The organism is Pseudoxanthomonas sp. F11, from assembly GCF_037046485.1.
In the GTDB taxonomy this organism is placed as follows: Bacteria; Pseudomonadota; Gammaproteobacteria; order Xanthomonadales; family Xanthomonadaceae; genus Pseudoxanthomonas_A.
In genome coordinates this window covers 981728-1002244 of sequence record NZ_JBANLZ010000001.1, presented here as the reverse complement: position 1 = coordinate 1002244, position 20517 = coordinate 981728, and the positions used below count along the sequence as shown (strand labels likewise).

Annotated in this window: 22 protein-coding genes; 18 read left to right on the top strand and 4 right to left on the bottom strand. The window is 67.6% G+C overall.

The window, feature by feature from the left end; all coding sequences use genetic code 11:
• Positions 1 to 24: 24 nt before the first annotated feature.
• The 8 genes from V8246_RS04890 to V8246_RS04855 all read left to right on the top strand — a co-directional run bounded on the left by V8246_RS04890 (position 25) and on the right by V8246_RS04855 (position 7899).
• Positions 25 to 975, top strand: coding sequence for a calcium/sodium antiporter (locus V8246_RS04890; RefSeq protein WP_336188151.1), 951 nt, complete (start codon positions 25 to 27; stop codon positions 973 to 975).
• Between the two features lie 91 nt (positions 976 to 1066).
• Positions 1067 to 3898, top strand: a complete 2832-nt coding sequence (locus V8246_RS04885) for a monovalent cation/H+ antiporter subunit A (RefSeq protein ID WP_336188150.1) — start codon at positions 1067 to 1069, stop codon at positions 3896 to 3898.
• Positions 3898 to 4320 carry a Na+/H+ antiporter subunit C gene (locus V8246_RS04880; RefSeq protein ID WP_336188149.1) on the top strand — a complete coding sequence of 141 codons (423 nt, stop codon included), beginning with the start codon at positions 3898 to 3900 and terminating at the stop codon, positions 4318 to 4320. Before V8246_RS04885 ends, V8246_RS04880 begins: the two co-directional genes overlap by 1 nt.
• Positions 4317 to 5882 carry a monovalent cation/H+ antiporter subunit D gene (locus V8246_RS04875; RefSeq protein WP_336188148.1) on the top strand — a complete coding sequence of 522 codons (1566 nt, stop codon included), beginning with the start codon at positions 4317 to 4319 and terminating at the stop codon, positions 5880 to 5882. Before V8246_RS04880 ends, V8246_RS04875 begins: the two co-directional genes overlap by 4 nt.
• Before the next feature lie 2 nt (positions 5883 to 5884).
• Entirely contained in the window at positions 5885 to 6385 is a 501-nt protein-coding gene (locus V8246_RS04870; protein WP_336188147.1) for a Na+/H+ antiporter subunit E, read from the top strand.
• The gene (locus V8246_RS04865; protein ID WP_162108147.1) at positions 6382 to 6666 is read left to right on the top strand and encodes a K+/H+ antiporter subunit F; all 285 of its coding nucleotides are present in this window, start codon (positions 6382 to 6384) and stop codon (positions 6664 to 6666) included. Before V8246_RS04870 ends, V8246_RS04865 begins: the two co-directional genes overlap by 4 nt.
• Positions 6663 to 7034, top strand: coding sequence for a Na+/H+ antiporter subunit G (locus tag V8246_RS04860; protein ID WP_336188146.1), 372 nt, complete (start codon positions 6663 to 6665; stop codon positions 7032 to 7034). The genes V8246_RS04865 and V8246_RS04860 overlap by 4 nt, the downstream gene beginning before the upstream one ends.
• A complete protein-coding gene (locus tag V8246_RS04855) occupies positions 7027 to 7899 on the top strand; it encodes an NAD-dependent epimerase/dehydratase family protein (RefSeq protein ID WP_336188145.1) in 873 nt (290 codons plus the stop codon). The genes V8246_RS04860 and V8246_RS04855 overlap by 8 nt, the downstream gene beginning before the upstream one ends.
• A 79-nt stretch (positions 7900 to 7978) precedes the next feature.
• Here V8246_RS04855 and V8246_RS04850 read toward each other — a convergent pair whose 3' ends face one another.
• Together V8246_RS04850 and V8246_RS04845 are read right to left on the bottom strand one after the other, a co-directional pair.
• Entirely contained in the window at positions 7979 to 8458 is a 480-nt protein-coding gene (locus V8246_RS04850; protein WP_336188143.1) for an Mpo1-like protein, read from the bottom strand.
• A 173-nt stretch (positions 8459 to 8631) separates the two neighbouring features.
• Positions 8632 to 9558 carry a phosphoribosylaminoimidazolesuccinocarboxamide synthase gene (locus V8246_RS04845; protein ID WP_336188142.1) on the bottom strand — a complete coding sequence of 309 codons (927 nt, stop codon included), beginning with the start codon at positions 9556 to 9558 and terminating at the stop codon, positions 8632 to 8634.
• 196 nt (positions 9559 to 9754) lie between these two features.
• Here V8246_RS04845 and V8246_RS04840 point away from each other — a divergent pair, with 196 nt between their 5' ends.
• The 10 genes from V8246_RS04840 to V8246_RS04795 all read left to right on the top strand — a co-directional run bounded on the left by V8246_RS04840 (position 9755) and on the right by V8246_RS04795 (position 18354).
• A complete protein-coding gene (locus V8246_RS04840; RefSeq protein ID WP_245088684.1) occupies positions 9755 to 10084 on the top strand; it encodes a DnaJ domain-containing protein in 330 nt (109 codons plus the stop codon).
• An 8-nt stretch (positions 10085 to 10092) separates the two neighbouring features.
• Entirely contained in the window at positions 10093 to 10770 is a 678-nt protein-coding gene (gene rpe, locus V8246_RS04835; RefSeq protein WP_336188141.1) for a ribulose-phosphate 3-epimerase, read from the top strand.
• A 283-nt stretch (positions 10771 to 11053) separates the two neighbouring features.
• Positions 11054 to 11992: a lipid kinase YegS gene (gene yegS, locus V8246_RS04830; RefSeq protein ID WP_336188140.1), complete on the top strand. Its 939-nt coding sequence runs from the start codon at positions 11054 to 11056 to the stop codon at positions 11990 to 11992.
• Between the two features lie 145 nt (positions 11993 to 12137).
• Positions 12138 to 13610, top strand: a complete 1473-nt coding sequence (gene trpE, locus V8246_RS04825; RefSeq protein ID WP_336188139.1) for an anthranilate synthase component I — start codon at positions 12138 to 12140, stop codon at positions 13608 to 13610.
• Complete coding sequence (locus tag V8246_RS04820; RefSeq protein ID WP_336188138.1) at positions 13610 to 14701, top strand: aminotransferase class I/II-fold pyridoxal phosphate-dependent enzyme; 1092 nt, start codon at positions 13610 to 13612, stop codon at positions 14699 to 14701. Before trpE ends, V8246_RS04820 begins: the two co-directional genes overlap by 1 nt.
• 3 nt (positions 14702 to 14704) lie before the next feature.
• On the top strand, positions 14705 to 15283 hold the full coding sequence (locus tag V8246_RS04815; protein ID WP_336188137.1) for an aminodeoxychorismate/anthranilate synthase component II: 579 nt from the start codon (positions 14705 to 14707) through the stop codon (positions 15281 to 15283).
• 103 nt (positions 15284 to 15386) lie between these two features.
• Complete coding sequence (gene trpD / locus V8246_RS04810) at positions 15387 to 16433, top strand: anthranilate phosphoribosyltransferase (RefSeq protein ID WP_336188336.1); 1047 nt, start codon at positions 15387 to 15389, stop codon at positions 16431 to 16433.
• 1 nt (position 16434) lies between these two features.
• The gene (locus tag V8246_RS04805; RefSeq protein ID WP_336188136.1) at positions 16435 to 16794 is read left to right on the top strand and encodes an antibiotic biosynthesis monooxygenase; all 360 of its coding nucleotides are present in this window, start codon (positions 16435 to 16437) and stop codon (positions 16792 to 16794) included.
• Between the two features lie 46 nt (positions 16795 to 16840).
• The gene (trpC, locus tag V8246_RS04800; RefSeq protein WP_336188135.1) at positions 16841 to 17635 is read left to right on the top strand and encodes an indole-3-glycerol phosphate synthase TrpC; all 795 of its coding nucleotides are present in this window, start codon (positions 16841 to 16843) and stop codon (positions 17633 to 17635) included.
• Positions 17632 to 18354: an HAD-IB family phosphatase gene (locus tag V8246_RS04795; protein ID WP_336188134.1), complete on the top strand. Its 723-nt coding sequence runs from the start codon at positions 17632 to 17634 to the stop codon at positions 18352 to 18354. The genes trpC and V8246_RS04795 overlap by 4 nt, the downstream gene beginning before the upstream one ends.
• 12 nt (positions 18355 to 18366) lie before the next feature.
• Here V8246_RS04795 and V8246_RS04790 read toward each other — a convergent pair whose 3' ends face one another.
• Positions 18367 to 18741, bottom strand: coding sequence for a zf-TFIIB domain-containing protein (locus V8246_RS04790; RefSeq protein ID WP_336188133.1), 375 nt, complete (start codon positions 18739 to 18741; stop codon positions 18367 to 18369).
• A gap of 75 nt (positions 18742 to 18816) precedes the next feature.
• Positions 18817 to 20487 carry a type IV secretory system conjugative DNA transfer family protein gene (locus V8246_RS04785; protein ID WP_336188132.1) on the bottom strand — a complete coding sequence of 557 codons (1671 nt, stop codon included), beginning with the start codon at positions 20485 to 20487 and terminating at the stop codon, positions 18817 to 18819.
• Positions 20488 to 20517 lie beyond the last annotated feature (30 nt).

Sequence of the window (20517 nt, the reverse complement as noted above, 5' to 3'; positions counted from 1 at the left end):
TATCCACGAGGGGAGTGCGGGGCGATGACGGAAGCCTGGGGATATTTCGCGCTGGGCCTGCTGCTGCTGGCGCTGGGCGGCGACTCCATCGTCAAGGGCGCATCGGGCCTGGCGCAGCGCATCGGGGCGTCGCCGTTCGTGGCGGGCCTGCTGCTGATCGCCTTCGGCACCTCGCTGCCAGAACTGGCGGTCAACGCCCGCGCGGTGTGGGTGGGTTCCCAGGAACTGGCCCTCGGCAATGCCGTCGGCAGCAACATCGTCAACCTGGGGCTGACGCTGGGTCTGGCCGCTCTGGTCGCGCCGATCCTCGTGCGGATGCGGGTGCTTTCGCCCCTGCTGGTGCTGCTCGCGCTGGCCTCGCTGGCGCTCATCGTGTTCGGCCTGGATGGCGTGGTGGGTCGGGGCGAGGGCGTGGCGCTGCTGCTGGGATTCGTGGCGGCGCTGGCGTTCCTGCTGGCGCGCGCATCGCGCGAGGACGCGGGCGTGCGCGCGGAACTCGAGGCCTTCGCCGCCACGCGCACGGTGCTGTGGATGAACCTGCTGCGCTTCGGGGCGGCCGCCGTGCTGCTTTACTACGGCGCGCGCTTTGTCGTGCAGGGCGCGCCGGTGATCGGCGCCCACTGGGGCCTTTCGCCGCTGCTGACCGGCCTGCTGCCGGTGGCCATCGGTACCGCGCTGCCGGAAATCGCCGCTGCCGCGATGGCGGCGCGGCGCGGGCAGGGGGACATGGTGGCCGGGCACGTCATCGGTTCGAGCCTGTTCAACCTGCTGGTGGTGGTGGGCGGCATGGCGGCCTTCCGCCCCATGGCGCTGCCCGAATCGTTCGTCCGGCTGGAACTGCCCGCCGCCATCGCCTTCGTACTGGTGCTGTACCCGATGCTGCGCGGCGACCTGCGCTTCAGCCGCCGGGAAGGCGGCTTGTTGCTGGCCGCCTTCGCGGGATGGGTGGTGCTGGAGATCGCGCTGCTCGCCTGACTGAATGACGGCTCAGGCAGCCGTGAACGGGTTTGTTAAACTCGGGGCGATTGCTCGCGAATGACGCATTCCCTGCAACGCAAGGCGGTTGATGATCCCTTTCCTCGAAATCCTGCTGGCGCTGCCGTTCGTGCTCGCGTTGGTGGTGGCGCTGGCGCGCGGTCTCCCGCGCGGCGCCACCGCATGGCTCGCGGGCCTGGCGCCGCTGCTGGGCCTGGTGCTGCTGGCATGGATGACGCCCAGTGTGTTGAACGGCTGGGACCTGCGTGCCGACCACGCCTGGATTCCCCAGATCGGCCTGTCGTTCACCCTGCGGCTGGACGGCCTGGCCTGGCTGTTCGCCGGGCTGGTACTGGCGATCGGCGGGCTGGTGGTGATGTACGCCCACTACTACCTCAGCCAGCAGGACAGCGCGCCGCGCTTCTTCGCCTCCCTGTTGCTGTTCATGGGTTCGATGCTGGGCGTGGTGCTGGCCGGCAACCTGCTGCTGCTGGTGGTGTTCTGGGAACTGACGAGCATCAGCTCGTTCCTGCTGATCGGGTTCTGGTCGCATCGGCAGGATGCGCGTGAGGGCGCGCGCATGGCGCTGGCCATCACGGGCGCCGGTGGACTGGCGCTGCTCGGCGGGGTGCTGCTGATCGGGCGCATCGTCGGCAGCTACGACTTGGACGTGGTGCTGGCCTCGGGCGACCTGATACGCGGCAGTGCGCTGTATCCGTGGGCGCTGGCGCTGGTGCTGGCGGGCGTGTTCACCAAGAGTGCGCAGTTTCCGCTGCACTTCTGGCTGCCCCACGCGATGGCTGCGCCCACGCCGGTATCGGCCTACCTGCACTCGGCCACGATGGTGAAGGCCGGCGTGTTCCTGCTGGCGCGCCTGCACCCTGCGCTGGCGGGCACCGACCTGTTCTTCTACGTGGTCAGTACCGTCGGCGCGTTGACCTTGCTGGTCGGCGCCTGGTACGCGATCTTCCAGCACGACCTGAAGGGCCTGCTGGCCTACTCGACCATCTCGCACCTGGGGCTGATCACGCTGCTGTTCGGCATCTCCACGCCGATGGCGGTGGTGGCCGGCGTGTTCCACATCCTCAACCACGCCACGTTCAAGGCCTCGCTGTTCATGGCCGCGGGCATCATCGACCACGAGACCGGCACCCGCGACATGCGCCGGCTGGGCAACCTGCGCCATTACATGCCGTGGACCAGCGCGCTGGCGATCGTCGCGTCGCTGGCGATGGCGGGCATCCCGCTGCTCAATGGTTTCCTGTCCAAGGAGATGTTCTTCGCCGAAGCGCTGGACATCCCCGGACATCGCGCGATGCGCGACGGCATCGCGGTGGCGGCGCTGCTGTACGGCATGTTCGGTGTGGCCTACAGCCTGCGCTTCGTCTACGAGACGTTCTTCGGCCGCGGGCCGCGCGCATTGGACGTGACCCCGCACGAGCCGCCGCGCTGGATGAAGATCCCGGTGGAAGTGCTGGTGGTGCTGTGCGTGGCGGTGGGCATGTTCCCGGCGTGGACGGTGGCGCCGGCGCTGCACGCGGGCGCCGCCGCGATCCTCGGCGAGGCCATGCCCGACTACAGCCTGGCGGTGTGGCACGGAATCAATACGCCGCTGCTGATGAGCCTGGCCGGCATCGCGGGCGGCATCGCGCTGTACTTCGGGTTGCGGCGCCTGTTCGACCTGCATGCCATCGTGAGGCGCTCGCTGGGGCGCAAGGTGTTCCGATGGAACATGGAAGCGTTGTACGCGCTGGCCGGCCGGTTCACCGACACCCTGGCCAACGGCAGCCTGCAGCGTAGCCTGCTGTGCCTGGTGCTGGCCGCGGCGGTGGCCGGTGCCGCCCCCTTTATCGGAGGCGATACGTCGCCGCTGCAGTGGCGCGCGTCGCAGCCGATGCCGCTGCTGGGCTGGCTGCTGTGGCTGGTGCTGGTGGTCTGTGCAGTGTGGACGATCCGGCTGTACCGGCAGCGGCTGCTGGCGGTGGTCGTGCTGGGGGGGGCCGGCCTGATGGTGAGCCTGGCGTTCGTGTTCCTGTCCGCGCCGGATCTGGCGCTGACCCAGCTGATGGTGGAAATGGTCAGCCTGGTCCTGCTGCTGCTTGGCCTGCACTACCTGCCGCCGCGCTCGCCGCCGGAGCGCACACCGCGACGGCGCCTGCGCGACATCACGGTGGCGCTGGTCGCGGGTACCGGCGTGGGCCTGCTGGCGTACCAGATGATGACGCGGCCGGGCGATACGATCAGCGGCGAACTGCTGGCGCGTTCGCTGCCTGAAGCCTATGGCGCCAACGTGGTGAACGTGATCCTGGTGGACTTCCGAGGCTTCGATACTTTCGGCGAGATCACCGTGTTCGGCATCGCCGCGTTGATCGTGCACGCGCTGCTGCGACGTGCGCGCATGGCGCCGGAAAAGGTGATGTCGGGTCCGCCGATCAAGCTGCCTGTTCCCGCGGATCTTGCGCAGATCATGTTTCCGCTGACGCTGACCGTGTCGGTGTTCCTGTTCCTGCGCGGTCACAACGCGCCGGGCGGCGGCTTCATCGCGGGACTGGTGCTGGCGGTGCCGCTGCTGGTGCAGTACGTCATCCAGGGCGCGGCCTCGGTGGAATCGCGCTTCGGCTTCGACTATGTGCGCTGCGTCGGTGCGGGCCTGATCGTGGCCGGCGTGAGCGGCGTGGCCTCGATGGTCTTCGGCGTGCCATTCCTGACCAGCGGACACCTGGACCTGGAACTCCCGCTGATCGGCACGGTGCCGCTGGCCAGCGCCATCGGCTTCGATACCGGCGTGTACCTGGTGGTGTTCGGCGGCGCCATGCTGATCCTGTCGATGATGGGCACCATCCGCCCGTCGCGTACGCGCATATCGCATCTGGGCGTGATGGAACCCGGTGAGCGCTCCACCCGCACCGGAGAGCTGCGCTGATGGAACTGGCGATGGCAAGCGCGATCGGCATTCTCACCGCTGCGGGCGTGTACCTGCTGCTGCGTGCGCGCAGCTTCGACGTGATCCTCGGGCTGACGCTGCTGTCGTATGCGACCAACCTGCTGATCTTTTCCGGCGGACGGTTGGTGCCGGGAAAGCCGCCGGTGCTCCGCGACGGCGTGCCGGCCGACCTGGCGCATTACACCGATCCGTTGCCGCAGGCGCTGGTGCTGACCGCCATCGTGATCGCCTTCGCGATGACCGCGGTGACCGTGGTGCTGGCGATCCGCAGCCGTGGCGACAACGACAGCGACCACGTGGACGGCTCCAAGGCCGAGCGCGAATTCCTTGCCAGCGAACAGCGCCGGCATGAGGAAGCCCGCGATGCCGCGAAGGCGGAAGAAACGGAGCCGCGCGCATGAACCACCTGCCGGCCCTGCCCATCCTGATCCCGCTGTTCGCCGCGTCGATCGCGCTGTTCTTCGAGCATCGCCGGTTCGGCATGGTGCCGCAGCGCATCGTGGCGTGGACCTCGATCGCGGCGATGCTGGCCGTGGCCTGCATGCTGGTCGCCTCGGCAGCGTCCGGCGAAGTCTCGGTCTACCTGCTGGGCGACTGGCCGGCGCGCCTGGGCATCGTGCTGATGGTGGACCGCCTGTCCGCGCTGATGCTGCTGGTCGGGCTGCTGCTCGGCGCGGCGTGCCTGCTGCACGCCTGTGCGGGCTGGGACCGCCGCGCGCCGCACTTCCATGCGTTCTTCCAGTTCCAGCTGATGGGTTTGAACGGGGCGTTCCTGACGGGCGACATCTTCAACCTGTTCGTGTTCTTCGAAGTGCTGCTGATCTCATCGTACGGGTTGATGCTGAGCGGCGGCCGCGGCGAGCGCATGCGTGCCGGCCTGCATTACGTCGCCTTCAACATCGCGGCATCGACACTGTTCCTGATCGCGCTGGGCCTGCTGTATGGCCTGCTGGGTTCATTGAACATGGCCGAGCTGTCGGTGCGCGTGGCCCAGCTGCCACCGCACGACGTGGCGCTGGTGCAGGCGGCGGCCGGCCTGCTGTTCGTGGTGTTCTGCGCCAAGGCCGCGCTGCTGCCGATGTATTTCTGGCTGCCGGAAACCTACACGCACGCACCGGCCGCGGTGGCGGGCCTGTTCGCGATCATGACCAAGGTCGGGCTGTACGCGGTGTTGCGGCTGGGCACGCTGAGCTTCGGTGCGATGGGGCCGCTGGAGGGCTTCGCCTGGCCGGCGCTGCTGGTGCTGGGTGCGGCCACGCTCGTGCTGGCGTCGCTGGGGGTGCTGGCGGCCACGCGGCTGCGCGCGCTGGCGGCCTACCTGGTACTGGGGTCGGCGGCCACGCTGTTCGTTGCGTTTTCGCTGGGAACAGAGGGCACGGTGGGCGCGGGGTTGTACTACCTGGTGCACAGCAGTTTCGCCGGTGCGGCGCTGTTCCTGCTGGCCGACCTGATCCGCCGTCGTCGCGGACGCGCCGGCGACCGCAAGGACGTGATCGCGGCGTTGCCGGACAAGACCGTGCCCGGCCTGCTGTTCCTGGTGGCGGCGGTGTCGCTGGCAGGGCTGCCGCCGCTGTCCGGCTTCATCGGCAAGCTGTTGCTGTTGGAAGCCGTGCCGGCCGGTCCGCGCACGTTCTGGGTGTGGCTGCTGGTGCTGGGTACCAGTTTCATGATGCTGGTCGGGTTGGCGCGCGCAGGCACGCGGCTGTTCTGGCGCGTGGCGCCGTGGCCGGACGCCGGGCAGCATCGGCTGGAAGCCTATACGCCCGAGCACGAGATGGCCCACGTGCCGTCGCGCCCGCTGGAGACGGCGGCCATCGTGCTGCTGCTCGCCTATGGCGTGGCATTGGTGATCGCGGCCGCTCCGGTGCTGGACTACGCGCGCGCCACGGCCACGCAACTGCTCTCGCCCGGCGACTACGTGGAGCACGTGCGGGCCGCGCTGCCGATCCTGAGGGAGCCCTGAGCATGGCCGCGACGTGGCGCAAGCGCTGGTTGCCGTCGTTGCCGTTGAGCGTGACGGTGTTCTGCTTCTGGCTGCTGATGAATGACGAGATCAGTGTCGGCCAGGTGGTGATGGCGCTGGTGCTGGCGCTGGTGATCCCGCCGTTCGCGGCGCGGCTGGACCGCGAGTTCGCCCGCATCGGCCGGCTGCGCAGCGTGCCGCGCATGCTGGGCGTGCTGCTGTGGGACATCGTGCAGGCCAACGTCACCGTCGCCCTGCAGGTGCTGGGGCCGGAACGGAAGATCCGCCCGGGCTTCATCTGGGTGCCGCTGGACATCGGCAACATCCACGGCATCGCGGCGCTGACCAGCATCATCACGCTGACGCCGGGCACGGTGTCGGCGGCCCTGTCCGACGACCGGCGCCACCTGCTGGTGCACGTGCTCAACCTGGACGATGCCGACGACGTGATCCGGCAGATCAAGACGCGCTACGAGGCGCCGCTGATGGAGATCTTCCCATGACCCCGCAGGCCCTGGTGATGTACGCGGTGATCGGCGCGATGCACGTGGTCGGCGTGGCCATGCTGCTGGCGCTGTACCGGCTGGTGCGCGGTCCCAGCGTGCCGGACCGCATCCTCGCCCTGGATACCTTGTATGTCTGCGCGATCGCACAGCTGATGCTGTTCGGCATGTACCTGGGCACGGCGGTGTACTTCGAAGCGGCGCTGATCATCGCCATGCTGGGCTTCGTGGGCACGGTGGTGCTGAGCAAGTACGTGCTGCGCCGGGACATCGTCGAATGAGCTGGGTCTTCGCCATCCTGCTGGTGCTCCTGCTCGCAGTGGGCAGCTTCTTCATCCTCGTGGGCTCCTTCAGCCTGGTGAAGCTGTCGGACTTCTTCAAGCGGCTGCACGGACCGACCAAGGCCAGCACGCTGGGCGTGGGCTGCGTGCTGATCGCCTCGGTGGGATACCACGCGCTGGGCGGCACGGATCCGCAGCCGCGCGAGCTGCTGATCACCGCGTTCCTTTTCATCACCGCGCCGATCAGTGCGCACCTGATGGCAAAGGCGGCGCTGTCGCTGCACATGGCCGAGCGGCCGCCGATGCCGGATGGCGAACCGCCGCAGCCTATCGATGCGGTCGACGAAGACGCCCGCCCGGATGCCTGACGCGTCGGCGCGGACCGCGCTGGTGTTCGGTGCCAGCGGCCAGATCGGCGAGGCGCTGCTGGCGCGGCTGGCGGGCGCGGGATGGCAGGTGTTCGCGGTGTCGCGTGGGCCGCGTCCACCGGCAGGCGGGGTGACCTGGCTGACCGGCGAGTTCGCCAACGTCGGCGGACTTCCCGAGGCTGTCGACGTGGTCTTCAGCACCGGGCCGCTGGACGGCTTCGCGCAGTGGTATGCGCGCGGGCAGGTCGCCACGCGACGCGTGGTCGCGTTCGGTTCCACCAGCCTGGATACGAAGCAGGCGTCGGCCGACGCCTACGAACGCGACATCGTTGCGCGCTTGCAGGCGGCCGAGCGCATCGTCTTCGATACCGCCTCGGCCAACGGGGCGGCGGCGACATTGCTGCGTCCGACACTGGTCTATGGGGCGGGACGCGACCAGACGCTGGCACGCATCGCGGCGATGGGACGACGCATGGGTTTTTTCGTGCTGCCGCGTGGCGCGAACGGAAAGCGTCAGCCGGTGCACGTGGACGATCTGGCGCACGCAGCGCTCGCGGTGGTGGACGTGCCTGCCACGCATGGCAAGGCGTATGCGCTGCCGGGCGGTGAGACGCTCGCCTATCGCCACATGGTCACGCGTACGCTGGCGGCGCTGGACCCGCCCGCAAAACTGTGGGAAGTGCCGATGCCGGTGTTCAGGGCCGTACTGGGGTTGGCCCGCATGACCGGCCTGATGCGGGGTCTGACCGACGATGCGGTGGCCCGCATGCGTGAGGACCTCGTCTTCGATGCGACGCCGGCACTCCGCGACTTCGGTTATGCGCCACGGGCCTTCGTTCTTGACGCGCGGGCGGTGGGTTCGTAGAGCGGAGCTTGGTCCGCTGCTCCTCGAGAAATCGATGCGATCCAGTCCGTGCATAAGCCGGGCGAGCCCGGCTCTACGCTCAATATTTCCAGCCCATCTTCCGATAGAACTTGCTGAGCACCCACACCGGCCCGATCAGCAGGTAGGTGAGGTCGGTCAGGAAGCTGGGCTTCTTGCCTTCTATCTTGTGGCCGATGAACTGCGCGATCCAGGCCAGCACGAAGACGGCGATGGCGAGGTAGAGCAGGTTCTGCAGGCCCAGCAGCGCTTCCAGCCAGCGCGTCAGCCAGGCCATCGCAATGAAGATGGCCAGCATGCCGAAGCCCAGTGGGCGGGACAGTTTGTAGTAGTACATCCAGGCGGCGAACATCGCCAGGGCCGCCCACGCACCCGACTTCACCCAGGTGCCGAACACCGGAATGCACCACAGCAGCGCCACCACCGTCCACAGGATGGTGGGCACGGCGAAGACATGGATCAGCTGGTTGGTGTCGTTCTGGTGGTCGCCGGAATAGCTGGCGAACCAGCGGTCCACCGGACGTTGCGCGGTCGCGTTCATTCATCCCTCCCGAGGATGGCAGTGCGGCAGGGTATGGAGCATACCGCAGCCCGGACAGGACGGGCGGGCCGGCCATCGCAACATCGTAGGAGCGGGCCATGCCCGCGATGCCCTTCGACCAGTGTGCGTAAAAGCATCGCGGGCATGGCCCGCTCCTGCAGGGCCGCGTGCGCTCAGTCGACCGTGATGCCGGCCAGCTTCTGCAGCGCTTCGGCGTACTTGGCGCGCGTGCGCTCGATGACCTCGGCGGGCAACGATGGGCCTGGGGCCGTTTTGTTCCAGTCCAGCGTCTCCAGGTAGTCGCGCACGAACTGCTTGTCGTAGCTCGGCGGGCTGGTGCCGACCTCGTACTGGTCCGCGGGCCAGTAGCGCGAGGAGTCCGGCGTCAGCATCTCGTCCATGATGTACAGCCGGCCGTCCTGGTCCGTGCCGAACTCGAACTTGGTGTCGGCCAGCAGGATGCCGCGTTCGGCCGCGAAATCGGCGGCAAAGCGGTAGATGCGCAGGGTGGCATCGCGCACGCGCTCGGCCAGCTCGGCGCCCACGGTCTTCACCATGGCGTCGAAGTCGATGTTCTCGTCGTGGTCGCCCACGGCGGCTTTCGTCGACGGCGTGAAGATGGGCTCGGCCAGCTTCTCGGCCTGGCGCAGCCCGTCGGGCAGCACGATCCCACTGACCTTGCCGGTGCGCTGGTAGTCCTTCCAGCCGCTGCCGATCAGGTAACCGCGGGCGATGGCCTCCACCGGCACGGGCTTGAGTTTCTTCGTCACCACCGCGCGCCTGGCGTACAGCGACGCATCCACGCCGGCCGGCAGCACCGACGCGACATCGATGCCGGTCAGGTGGTTGGGCATCAGGTGCGCGGTCTTGGCGAACCAGAAATTGGAGATCTGGCAGAGCATCTCGCCCTTGCCGGGAATGGGATCGGGCAGCACCACGTCGAATGCGGACAGGCGGTCGGTGGCCACCATCAGCAGGCAATCGCCCTCGGGCGCATCGGCGGGCAGGCGGTCGCGGGGCAGGTCGAACACGTCGCGGACCTTGCCGCGATGGCGCAGGGTGAGGCCGGGCAGATCGGATTGGAGCAACGTCGTGGGCACAAACACTCCTTGGGGAGTTCCGGAAACCAGCGAGGCGACAGCGTCGTGGGGGCGTGCGGCAGGCCGTGCGCCCGTGCCCCGGGGAGGCCCTTCACCCGCGGCTGCGGGGCCAGGTACCGGACCGGGCCGCGTAGTGTACGGCGCTTGAGGCCCGTGTGTGCCGTAAAATGCCCGCTTGCTGAAGAAGGCGGGCCGGATGAAGCGCTGGTACGGGAAACTGCTGGGATTCGTGGCCGGCTGGCTGCTGATGCGCCACCCCCTGGGCGGCCTGGTGGGGCTGATCATCGGCCATGCCTTCGACGAGGACTGGTTCAGGCTCAGTCGCGACAATCCGTACCGGGTGTTCGACCTGACGAGCGACGCCAGCGATGCGGAGATCGACCAGGCGTACCGCCGCCTGATCTCCCAGTACCACCCCGACAAGATGGCCGGTGCGGCGGAAGACCTGCGCCGCCAGGCCGAACGCAAGGCCGGCGAGATCAACGCCGCCTACGACCGCATCAAGACCCTGCGCAAGCGCAAGTGAGCCCCTCCATGTCGAACTGCATCATCGCCCCGTCCATCCTGTCCGCCGACTTCGCCCGCCTGGGCGAGGAAGTCGACAACGTGCTGAAGGCCGGCGCCGACTGGGTGCACTTCGACGTGATGGACAACCACTACGTGCCCAACCTGACCATCGGGCCGATGGTGTGCAGCGCGCTGCGCAAGCACGGCGTCACCGCGCCGATCGACGTGCACCTGATGGTGGAGCCGGTGGACCGGATCGTGCCCGACTTCGCCGAGGCCGGCGCCAGCATCATCAGCTTCCACCCGGAAGCCTCGAAGCACGTGCACCGCACCATCCAGCTGATCAAGTCGCTCGGCTGCCAGGCCGGCCTGGTGCTCAACCCCGGCACGCCGGTCGAGGTACTGGACTGGGTGCTGCCGGAACTGGACCTGGTGCTGCTGATGTCGGTGAACCCCGGCTTCGGCGGACAGGCCTTCATCCCGTCGGCGCTGGACAAGCTGCGCGCCGTGCGCGCGATGATCGACAAGACCGGCAAGGACATCCGCCTGGAGATCGACGGCGGGGTGAAGGCCGACAACATCGGCCAGATCGCGGCGGCCGGCGCGGATGCCTTCGTCGCCGGCTCGGCGATCTTCAATGCCCCGGACTATGCGGATGTCATCGCCCGCATGCGCGCCGCGGTCGCCGAGGCGCGCGGCGCCTGACAAAGCAGTAGGGCGATGGCCTGCGCCACCGCCCCGGAAGAATTGGAGGCTGATCCTGCCTCCGCCCATCGTCCCTGCTATGGCCTTCCACACTACGGATGGTGTGTGACGGGAAGATGACGATGGGAAGGCTGTTGTAGGAGCGACGTGAGTCGCGACCGCGGATCATCAGTCCCAGGGTTCTCGGGTAGACAGGTTCGCTGGCGGCGACAGCATGCAGTCGCGACTCACGTCGCTCCTACAGGAGAGCGGCTATCCTCGTGCGTCCCCGAAGGAACCTCCTATGCCCCCACCGCACTGGCGCCTGATCCTCAACGGTAAATCCGCCGGTGACGATGACCTGCGCGCGGCCGTGCAGACCCTGCGCGAGACGGGCATCGCCCTGGACGTGCGCGTCACCTGGGAAGACGGCGATGCCGAGCGCTATGTCGCCGAGGCCATCGCCGACGGCGTCGATACGGTGATTGCGGCCGGCGGGGACGGCACCTTGAGCGAGGTCGCCACCACGCTGGCGCATCGCGACGCGACCGCCGACGCGCTGCCCTCGCTGGGACTGGTGCCGCTGGGCACCGCCAACGATTTCGCCACGGCAGCCGGCATCCCCGACGGACCACTGGCGGCGTTGCAGCTGGTTCGCGAGGTGGTGGCCGCGCCGCTCGACCTGTTGCGCATCGACGCCGACGATGGCACCCACTGGTGCGCGAACCTGGCCAGTGGCGGCTTCGGTACCGAAGTGACGGTGGAAACGGACGAGGGGCTGAAGAAGATGCTCGGCGGCCTGGCGTACCTGATCACCGGCATCGCCCGGCTCGGCCGCATCGATCCCCTGCAGGCCAAGCTGCGCGGACCGGATTTCGCGTGGGAAGGCGACCTGATCGCCCTCGGGATCGGCAACGGCCGGCAGGCCGGGGGAGGCCAGGCGCTGTGCCCCGATGCGCTGGTCGACGACGGCCAGCTGGACCTGACGATCGTTCCCGACCTCTCCGGCGATGTCGCGGCCACCGTGGGCACCCTGATCAAGGAGGGCAAGCATGCGGCACTGGACCGGGTGGCGACCCGCGTCCGCCTGCCTTGGGTGGAGCTGGCCTCAGACGAACCGCTGACGCTCAACCTGGATGGCGAGCCGGTGGCCTCCCGCCGCTTCCGCGTCGACTGCGTGGCCGGGCGCGTGCGGATGCACCTGCCCCTGGCGTGCCCGTTGCGCCTGAAACCATGCGCATAGTGGTCGGTCGGCGGTCGCATCGGGTAGAGTAGGGGCGTGTCCCACCCCACGCGCCCGCTTTCCCAATTTTCCGCACGCCGCAGCTGGCGATGGTGGCCCGTAGCCGTCGCCCGCCCCGCCATCGCGTCCCGGAAGGAAAGCCCGCTTGATCCCGCACGACCCGTTCCAGCAGTTCGCTGCTGAAGGCTTCAATCGCATCCCCGTTGTCCGTGAAGTGCTGTCCGACCTGGACACGCCGCTCTCGGTCTACCTGAAGCTCGCCGACGCGCCGCACACCTACCTGTTCGAATCGGTGGAAGGCGGCGAACGCTTCGGTCGCTACTCCATCATCGGCCTGCCGGTGCGGCGCGTGGTCACCTTCCATGGCCACCGCCTGGAAATCCGCGACCACGGCCAACTGGTCGAGGCGCGCGAGGTCGAAGACCCGTTCGCCGAAGTCGAGGCGCTGCGCGCCGCGTACTCGGTGCCGCGCCTGCCGGACCTGCCAGGGTTCACTGGCGGCCTGGTGGGCTGGTTCGGCTTCGAGTGCATCGGCTACATCGAGCCGCGCCTGGCCACGGGCGACAAACCGGACGAACTCGGTACGCCCGATATCCTGCTGATGCTGTCGGAGGAAGTCGCGGTCTTCGACAACCTCAAGGGCCGTCTCTATCTGATCGTGCACGCCGATCCACGCGAACCGGGTGCGTGGGAACGGGCGCAGGCGCGGCTGGATACGCTGACCGCCAAGCTGCGCCAGCCCGGCTCCTATCCCGCGCCGATCACCCGCGACGTACTGGACGAAAGCCACTTCGTTTCCGGCTTCACCCATGACGGCTTCATCGCCGCGGTGGAGCAGTCGAAGGAATACATCCGCGCCGGCGACATCTTCCAGGTGGTGCTGAGCCAGCGCCTGAGCGTGCCGTTCAACGCGCGTCCCGTCGATGTGTACCGTGCGCTGCGCGCGCTGAATCCGTCGCCGTACATGTACTTCCTCGATGTCGGCGACGTGCAGGTGGTGGGTTCGTCGCCTGAGATCCTGGTGCGCCTGGAGCAGGGCGAAGTCACCGTGCGGCCGATCGCCGGCACCCGTCCGCGCGGGAAGACGCACGACGAGGATCTCGCGCTGGAAGCCGAACTGCTGGCCGACCCGAAGGAACGCGCCGAGCACCTGATGCTGATCGACCTGGGCCGCAACGACACCGGCCGGGTGTCGGAAGCCGGCACCGTGCAGGTGGGCGAGCAGTTCGTCATCGAGCGCTACAGCCACGTCATGCACATCGTCAGCGAAGTCACCGGCAGGCTGCTGCCCGGACTGAGCTATGCCGACGTGCTGCGTGCGACGTTCCCGGCCGGTACGGTCAGCGGCGCGCCGAAGATCCGCGCGCTGGAAGTGATCCGCGAACTGGAGCCGATCAAGCGCAACGTCTACGCCGGCAGCATCGGCTACATCGGCTGGCACGGCGATGCCGACACCGCCATCGCCATCCGCACCGCCGTCATCAAGGACGGCCGCCTGCACGTGCAGGCCGGCGCCGGCATCGTCTACGACTCCGATCCCGAGAAGGAATGGGACGAGACGATGAACAAGGGCCGCGCGCTGTTCCGTGCGGTCGCGGAAGCGGCGAAGGGCCTGTGATGGAGATCGCCACTGACAATGCCAGGATCAGCCTGCGCAACGACTACAGTGAGGGTGCACATCCACGCCTGCTGCAGGCGTTGGCCGTCGCGAGCGCCGAGGTCAACCGGGGCTATGGTCTCGATGTCCACAGCGCACGCGCCGCCGCGCTGATCCGTGACCGCCTGGGTCGTGACGCCGACGTCCATTTCCTGGCAGGCGGCACCCAGACCAACCTCGTCGCGCTGGCGGCTTTCCTCCGCCCGCACGAAGCGGTGATTGCGCCGGCCAGCGGCCATATCGCCACGCACGAGACCGGCGCCATCGAAGCCAGCGGCCACAAGGTGCTGACGGTCGCCACGCCGGACGGCAAGCTGAGTCCGGTGCTGGTCCGGCCATGCCTCGACGGCCACCACGGCGAGCACATGGTGAAGCCGCGGCTGGTCTACATCTCCAACAGCACGGAATGGGGAACCGTCTACAGCGCCGAGGAACTGCAGGCGCTGGGCGGCTTCTGTCGCGATCATGGCCTGCTGCTCTACGTCGACGGCGCGCGCCTTGCCTCGGCGTTGACGACCGAAGGCAATGACGTCGACCTGGCCTTGCTGGCCGGGCAGGCCGATGCGTTCTACATCGGCGGCACCAAGAACGGCGCCCTGCTGGGCGAGGCGCTGGTCATCGTCAATCCGATCCTGCGCACGGAGTTCCGCCACATCATCAAGCAGCGCGGTGCGATGCTGGCCAAGGGCATGGTGGTGGGGGCGCAGTTCGAAGCGCTGTTCGAGGACGGCCTGTACTTCGTGCTGGCCACGCATGCGAACGCCATGGCGGCACGGCTGCGCGAGATCCTGCAGCGGTCCGGCGTACCGCTGGCCGTCGAATCGCCCAGCAACCAGGTGTTTCCGGTGCTGCCGGACGCGGTGGTGGAGCGCCTGCAGTCGTTCGTCGAGTTCGAAACCTGGGAGCGGCGTGGCGACGGGACCACGGTCATCCGCCTGATGACGTCGTGGGCGACGCCGGAGTCCGAGATCGAAGCGTTCGCGGCGACCTTCTCCGCGCTGTATACAGAGGGCCAGGCCGTTGGTGCCGCCCAGCAGGCACAAGGAGCCTGACCGATGCTGTTGATGATCGACAACTACGACAGCTTCACCTACAACCTCGTGCAGTACCTGCAGTCGCTGGGTGCCGAGGTGAAGGTGGTGCGCAACGATGCGATGACCGTGGACGAGATCGCGAAGCTCGCGCCCGAGCGTATCGTCATTTCGCCCGGCCCTTGCACGCCGAATGAGGCAGGCGTCTCGCTGGAGATCATCGAACGGCTGGGTGCGAACACGCCCATCCTGGGTGTCTGTCTGGGACACCAGAGCATCGGGCAGGCCTATGGCGGCCACGTCATCCGCGCGGGCCGCATCATGCATGGCAAGACCTCGCGTATCCGTCACGAAGGCAAGGGCGTGTTCGCCGGCCTGCCGGATGCCTACGAGGCCACGCGCTACCACTCGCTGGTGGTGGAGCGCAGCAGCCTGCCGGAGGCGCTGGAAGTCACCGCCTGGACCGAGAACGAGGACGGCAGCTTCGAGGAGATCATGGGTCTGCGCCATCGCGAATATCCCGTGGAAGGCGTGCAGTTCCACCCCGAGTCGATCCTGACCGAGCACGGGCACGCGCTGCTGAAGAACTTCCTGGAGAGATGATCTCCGACACCTGCCTTTGTAGGAGCGGGCCATGCCCGCGATGCGGTTCCTGCCGGGCACCCAGCGTATCGCGGGCATGGCCCGCTCCTACAGGCCATCCAAGATGCCACTGACCCCACAAGAAGCCCTCCAGCGCACCATCGAGCACCGCGAGATCTTCCACGACGAGATGGTCGACCTGATGCGCCAGATCATGCGCGGCGACGTCTCGCCGACCATGACGGCTGCCATCCTGACCGGGTTGCGCGTGAAGAAGGAGACCGTGGGCGAGATCGCCGGCGCCGCCGCGGTGATGCGCGAGTTCTCGCGCACCGTCGAAGTTGCCGACCGCACGCATCTGGTCGACATCGTCGGCACCGGCGGCGACGGTTCCCACACCTTCAACATTTCCACGTGCTCGATGTTCGTCGCGGCCGCGGCCGGTGCACGCATCGCCAAGCATGGCAATCGCAGCGTGTCGTCGAAGTCCGGCAGCGCCGATGTGCTGGAAGCGCTGGGCGTCAGCATCGAACTGCAGCCCGAGCAGGTGGCGCAATCCATCGCGCAGACAGGAATCGGCTTCATGTTCGCGCCCATCCATCACCCCGCGATGAAGGTGGTCGCGCCGGTGCGGCGCGAAATGGGCGTGCGCACCATCTTCAACATCCTCGGTCCGCTGACCAATCCCGCGGGCGCGCCCAGCATCCTGATGGGCGTGTTCCATCCGGATCTGGTCGGCATCCAGGCCCGCGTGCTGCAGGAACTGGGTGCCGAGCGCGCGCTGGTGGTCTGGGGTCGCGACGGCATGGACGAACTGTCGCTGGGCGCAGGTACGCTGGTCGGCGAACTGCGCGATGGCGAAGTGCGGGAATACGAACTGCACCCGGAAGACTTCGGCATCGCGATGGCCGCCAGCCGCAACCTGCGCGTGGCCGACGCGGCCGAATCGAAGGCGATGCTGCTGGGCGTGCTGGACAACAAGCCCGGCCCCGCACGCGAGATCGTGGTGCTGAACGCGGGTGCGGCGCTGTACGTGGCCGGCGTGGCGGAGAGCATCGAAGATGGCATCGCCCGTTCACGCGATGCCATCGCCAGCGGCCGGGCCCTGGAGCGCCTGCAGCAGTTCGTTGCGACCACACAGGCCCTGGGCCTGTCGCATGGGGAGGCATGACATGGCCGCCAGCGGATTCGCCCGCCTGCCCAAACCCCCTTATTACGCGGTGATTTTCTCGTCGCTGCGCAACAGCCAGGATGAGGCCGGCTACGGTGCCATGGCTGAGCGGATGGTCGAACTGGCGCAGCAGCAGCCGGGGTTCCTCGGGATGGAATCCACCCGTGGGGCGGATGGCTTCGGCATCACCGTGGCGTACTTCGAAAGCGAGGCGGCGATCCTCGTCTGGCGCCAGCATGCCGAGCACACGGCCGCGCGTGAGCAGGGGCGGCGGGACTGGTACGACCACTTCGAGCTGCGCGTTGCCAAGGTCGAGCGCGCCTATGGCTGGGACCGCGAGGCCACCGGGCGCCGCGGATAGTGCGAAAATAGGGGCCCGCACAGGCGGGTGCCCGCCTGAGGACTGCATGAGCGACATCCTGACCACCATCCTTGCCCGCAAGGCGGACGAGATCGCCGAGCGCAGCGCCGGCGTCTCGCTGGCCGACCTGCGCGCGCGCGCCGCCGATGCGCCGCCGACGCGCGGCTTCGCCGACGCACTGAACGCGATGATCGCGCAGGGCGATCCGGCGGTGATCGCCGAGGTGAAGAAGGCCAGTCCCTCGAAGGGCGTGATCCGCCCGGACTTCCGTCCTGCCGATATCGCCGTCAGCTACGAGTTCGGCGGCGCGGCCTGCCTGTCGGTGCTGACGGACGTCGATTTCTTTCAGGGCGCGGACGACTACCTGCGGCAGGCGCGCGACGCATGCACGCTGCCCGTGCTGCGCAAGGACTTCACCGTCGATCCGTACCAGGTGTACGAAGCGCGTGCGTTGGGCGCGGACTGCATCCTGCTGATCGTGGCGGCGTTGGACGACGGTCAGCTGGTCGACCTGTCCGGCCTGGCCATGCAGCTGGGCATGGACGTGCTGGTGGAAGTGCACGACATCGACGAACTGGAGCGCGCCCTGCAGGTGCCGGTGCCGCTGGTCGGGATCAACAACCGCAATCTGCGCACCTTCGAGGTCAGCCTGGACACCACGCTGGCGATGAAGGACGCGGTGCCGAAGGACCGGCTGCTGGTCACCGAAAGCGGGATCGTGGTGCCGGAGGATGTCGCCACGATGCGCGATGCGGGCGTGAATGCGTTCCTGGTGGGCGAGACTTTCATGCGCGCCGAAGAACCCGGCGAGGCCCTGCGTCAGCTATTCTTCGCGACATGACGGACGCTCCTTATCCGACGCCGCGTGCCGATGCGCCGGTTGTCGTCTTCGACTTCGACCACACGCTTTACGACGGCGATTCCGGCGGCCATCTGGTCAAGTGGCTGATCCAGCGCAATCCGCTGCGCATGGTCGCGGCCTTGGCCGCATCCGTCGTGCTGGGCCCGATGGTGGCGTTCCTGCCGACGCGTCGTCGCGGCATCTCCGGGTACATCTGGATCGGCACGTTCGGCCTGCACGGCCGGCGCAGCTTCGATGCGCTGATCGACCAGTACGTGGCCATCCATCGCGAGGACGTGCAGCGGCGGCTATTGCCCCATGCGCTGGAGGTGTTCCGCGAGCATCGGGCCACCGGCGACCGCGTGGTCGTCGCGACCGGCGCACCGCCCGAGCTGGCGCGCGCGATCCTCAGTTTCGTCGCCCACGAGGATGTGCCAGTGATCGGCACGGCCGTCGGCCCGCGCCTGGGCGCGGTCGTGGCCACGCGCCACTGCCACAACGAAGAGAAGATGCGCATGCTGCGCGAGCGCGGCTATGGCGAAATCGCGGTGGCGTACTCCGACAGCAGCGCCGACCTGCCATTGCTGAAGTCGGCGCGCGCGCCCGTTGTGGTCAACCCGAAGCCGGCGCGCGTAGACATGTTCAGGCGGGTGCTGCCGCCGGGAACTCCCATCCTCAACTGGGGCTGCAGGGAGCGGGGCGGTGCAGCGACGTCCTAGGCGCGCGCCGCGTCAGAGGCGCTCGGGCGCGTTCCAGGCCTTGATCAGGTCGGCGAACCCGATCTCGGCGAAATCCTGGTACTCGCCCGCGTCGTAGAAGCGGCCGTAGCAGTTCTTGCAGCTCTCGAACCAGATATGCGGCTGCTGCGGGTCGACCATGCGGATGAGATCCCGGTTGCCGATGCAGACCGGGCAAGCAATCCGGTCGACCTTGTTGCAAGCCTCGCCCTGCGCCGGATCGCCGGTATCGATCTCCTCGGCACGATGCTTCAGCGTCTCATGCGCCATCATTTCGAACCACAGCCCCTTGCACTGCGTGCAGCGATGCGCACTGGCCTCCGGCTCCACGACCAGTTCCATCGCGCTGTGGCATTTCGGGCATTGCATGGCGGACCTCGGAGCGCGGGTTGGGCAACCTGCGGATTCTAGCCGGGGGTCCGCCCGCGCTGCGAGAGGTTCCATCTAGATCCGCAGGGGTTCCACCGCCACCTTCGGCAACAGCCGCCGGATGAAGTAGCTCTCTTTGTAGTAGCGCACCTTCCGGCACAGGATCGGATGGGCCAGACCTTCGTACAGCACGATTTCCTTCTCCGGCCCCATGGCCTTGAGTTCCTGGGGCAACATCAGGGCGCGCTTTTCCAGCACCTCGTTATCCGAGACATTGCGGCCCTGTCCATGCGAGCGGGTCCGTGCGCGGCGACGGATCGTCGTATAGCCCAGCATTTCCGAATAGTCGTTGGCGTCCTGCTGTTCGCGGGGCGCATAGATGATCTGCAGCGCGTGGTTGGTGATGATGGTGCGCGAAAGTTCCTTGCCGTAGACCGCATCCAGCTGCGCCATCGACTGGATGATGGGCAGCAGCCGCAGGTTGTAGCCGGCCATGTAGGCGACGGCCTTGGAGATGATGTCCACGCGTCCGATCGAGGTGAACTCATCCATCAGCAGCAGGCACTGGTGCTTCAGTGACGCGTCGTTCTGCGGCAACGTCTTGGTGTTGACGTTGATCAGCTGGCTGAAGAACAGGTTCACGATCAACCGACTCTCGGCAAGCTTGTTCGGCTGGATGCCGACGTAGATCGTCATCCGACGCCGACGCACGTCGTCAAGGCGGAAATCATCCTCGCTGGTGGCCGCGTCGAGCACCGGGTTTAGCCACGGATTCAGTGGCTCCCGGAACGAACCGATGATGGATGCGAACGTCACATCAGCCTGCGAGAGCAGGCCGGAGAACGCCGTACGGGCTTGCTGGCTGAGGAAGGGCGCTTCCACGAGCTTCTGCAGGTAGGGTTTCAGCTCTCCGCCGTCACCGGACGCGAGCCGCAGCACCGCGCCCAGGGTGGGCTTCTCAGTAGTGTGGTCGTGCTCGTGCCGCTCGCACAGATACAGCGCGAACGCCAGAAACGCATTGCGCGCCTGGCTGACCCAGAACTTGTCCTTGTCGTCGCCATCGGGGTAGAGCATCGCGGCGATGCTCTGCAGGTCGGAAACGCGGAAGGCAGGGTCCGGCGACACGTAGGTCATCGGATTCCATCGATGAGTCCGGCGATCTTCCGCGAACGGATTGAACAGGTACACCTCGTGCCCGATCGATTGCCGCCAACCCGAAGTGAGGTCGAAGTTCTCCTGCTTGATGTCGAGCACCACCGCGGATTCGCGATAGTCCAGGAGATTTGGTATCACGACGCCCACGCCCTTGCCCGAACGGGTGGGGGCGGCCAGGATCACGAACTGCTGACCGCGCAAGCGCAGCAGCGTGCCGTTCATCTGGCCCACGACGATGCCGTCGTCCCCGCCGCCGAGGAATCCCTTCCTGCCCAGATCGACCATACCGGCGAATCTGGCCCGACCGTGCAGATTACGGTGACTGCGCAACTTGTAGATCATCACCACCGAGGCAGCCCACGCCAGCAGCATCAGTCCGCCGCCGATCGCACCCGCAGTCTTGATGCGCCAGGCGTAAGCCTGTACGCGCGGGTGGTCCAGGTGCCTCAGATAGTCGAAATAGGTGCTCCATCCGACCTGCCCACCATCCAGGCCGAGGAACAGCAGCGAGAGATAGCCGGCCAGATAGATCGCCGCCAAGAGGGCGGCGATGCCGAGCACGACGCTTGCCAGAATACGCACGTTTCCCAAGAGTCCCTCTGTCACCGATTCCATTCACAC

What these genes read in the sequence shown, in the direction of transcription:
- V8246_RS04890 (WP_336188151.1), top strand. Translation starts at nt 25, where the DNA reads ATGACGGAAGCCTGGGGATATTTCGCGCTGGGCCTGCTGCTGCTGGCG.
- V8246_RS04885 (WP_336188150.1), top strand. Translation starts at nt 1,067, where the DNA reads ATGATCCCTTTCCTCGAAATCCTGCTGGCGCTGCCGTTCGTGCTCGCG.
- V8246_RS04880 (WP_336188149.1), top strand. Translation starts at nt 3,898, where the DNA reads ATGGAACTGGCGATGGCAAGCGCGATCGGCATTCTCACCGCTGCGGGC.
- V8246_RS04875 (WP_336188148.1), top strand. Translation starts at nt 4,317, where the DNA reads ATGAACCACCTGCCGGCCCTGCCCATCCTGATCCCGCTGTTCGCCGCG.
- V8246_RS04870 (WP_336188147.1), top strand. Translation starts at nt 5,885, where the DNA reads ATGGCCGCGACGTGGCGCAAGCGCTGGTTGCCGTCGTTGCCGTTGAGC.
- V8246_RS04865 (WP_162108147.1), top strand. Translation starts at nt 6,382, where the DNA reads ATGACCCCGCAGGCCCTGGTGATGTACGCGGTGATCGGCGCGATGCAC.
- V8246_RS04860 (WP_336188146.1), top strand. Translation starts at nt 6,663, where the DNA reads ATGAGCTGGGTCTTCGCCATCCTGCTGGTGCTCCTGCTCGCAGTGGGC.
- V8246_RS04855 (WP_336188145.1), top strand. Translation starts at nt 7,027, where the DNA reads ATGCCTGACGCGTCGGCGCGGACCGCGCTGGTGTTCGGTGCCAGCGGC.
- V8246_RS04850 (WP_336188143.1), bottom strand. Translation starts at nt 8,458, where the DNA reads ATGAACGCGACCGCGCAACGTCCGGTGGACCGCTGGTTCGCCAGCTAT.
- V8246_RS04840 (WP_245088684.1), top strand. Translation starts at nt 9,755, where the DNA reads ATGAAGCGCTGGTACGGGAAACTGCTGGGATTCGTGGCCGGCTGGCTG.
- rpe (WP_336188141.1), top strand. Translation starts at nt 10,093, where the DNA reads ATGTCGAACTGCATCATCGCCCCGTCCATCCTGTCCGCCGACTTCGCC.
- yegS (WP_336188140.1), top strand. Translation starts at nt 11,054, where the DNA reads ATGCCCCCACCGCACTGGCGCCTGATCCTCAACGGTAAATCCGCCGGT.
- V8246_RS04820 (WP_336188138.1), top strand. Translation starts at nt 13,610, where the DNA reads ATGGAGATCGCCACTGACAATGCCAGGATCAGCCTGCGCAACGACTAC.
- V8246_RS04815 (WP_336188137.1), top strand. Translation starts at nt 14,705, where the DNA reads ATGCTGTTGATGATCGACAACTACGACAGCTTCACCTACAACCTCGTG.
- trpD (WP_336188336.1), top strand. Translation starts at nt 15,387, where the DNA reads ATGCCACTGACCCCACAAGAAGCCCTCCAGCGCACCATCGAGCACCGC.
- V8246_RS04805 (WP_336188136.1), top strand. Translation starts at nt 16,435, where the DNA reads ATGGCCGCCAGCGGATTCGCCCGCCTGCCCAAACCCCCTTATTACGCG.
- trpC (WP_336188135.1), top strand. Translation starts at nt 16,841, where the DNA reads ATGAGCGACATCCTGACCACCATCCTTGCCCGCAAGGCGGACGAGATC.
- V8246_RS04795 (WP_336188134.1), top strand. Translation starts at nt 17,632, where the DNA reads ATGACGGACGCTCCTTATCCGACGCCGCGTGCCGATGCGCCGGTTGTC.
- V8246_RS04790 (WP_336188133.1), bottom strand. Translation starts at nt 18,741, where the DNA reads ATGCAATGCCCGAAATGCCACAGCGCGATGGAACTGGTCGTGGAGCCG.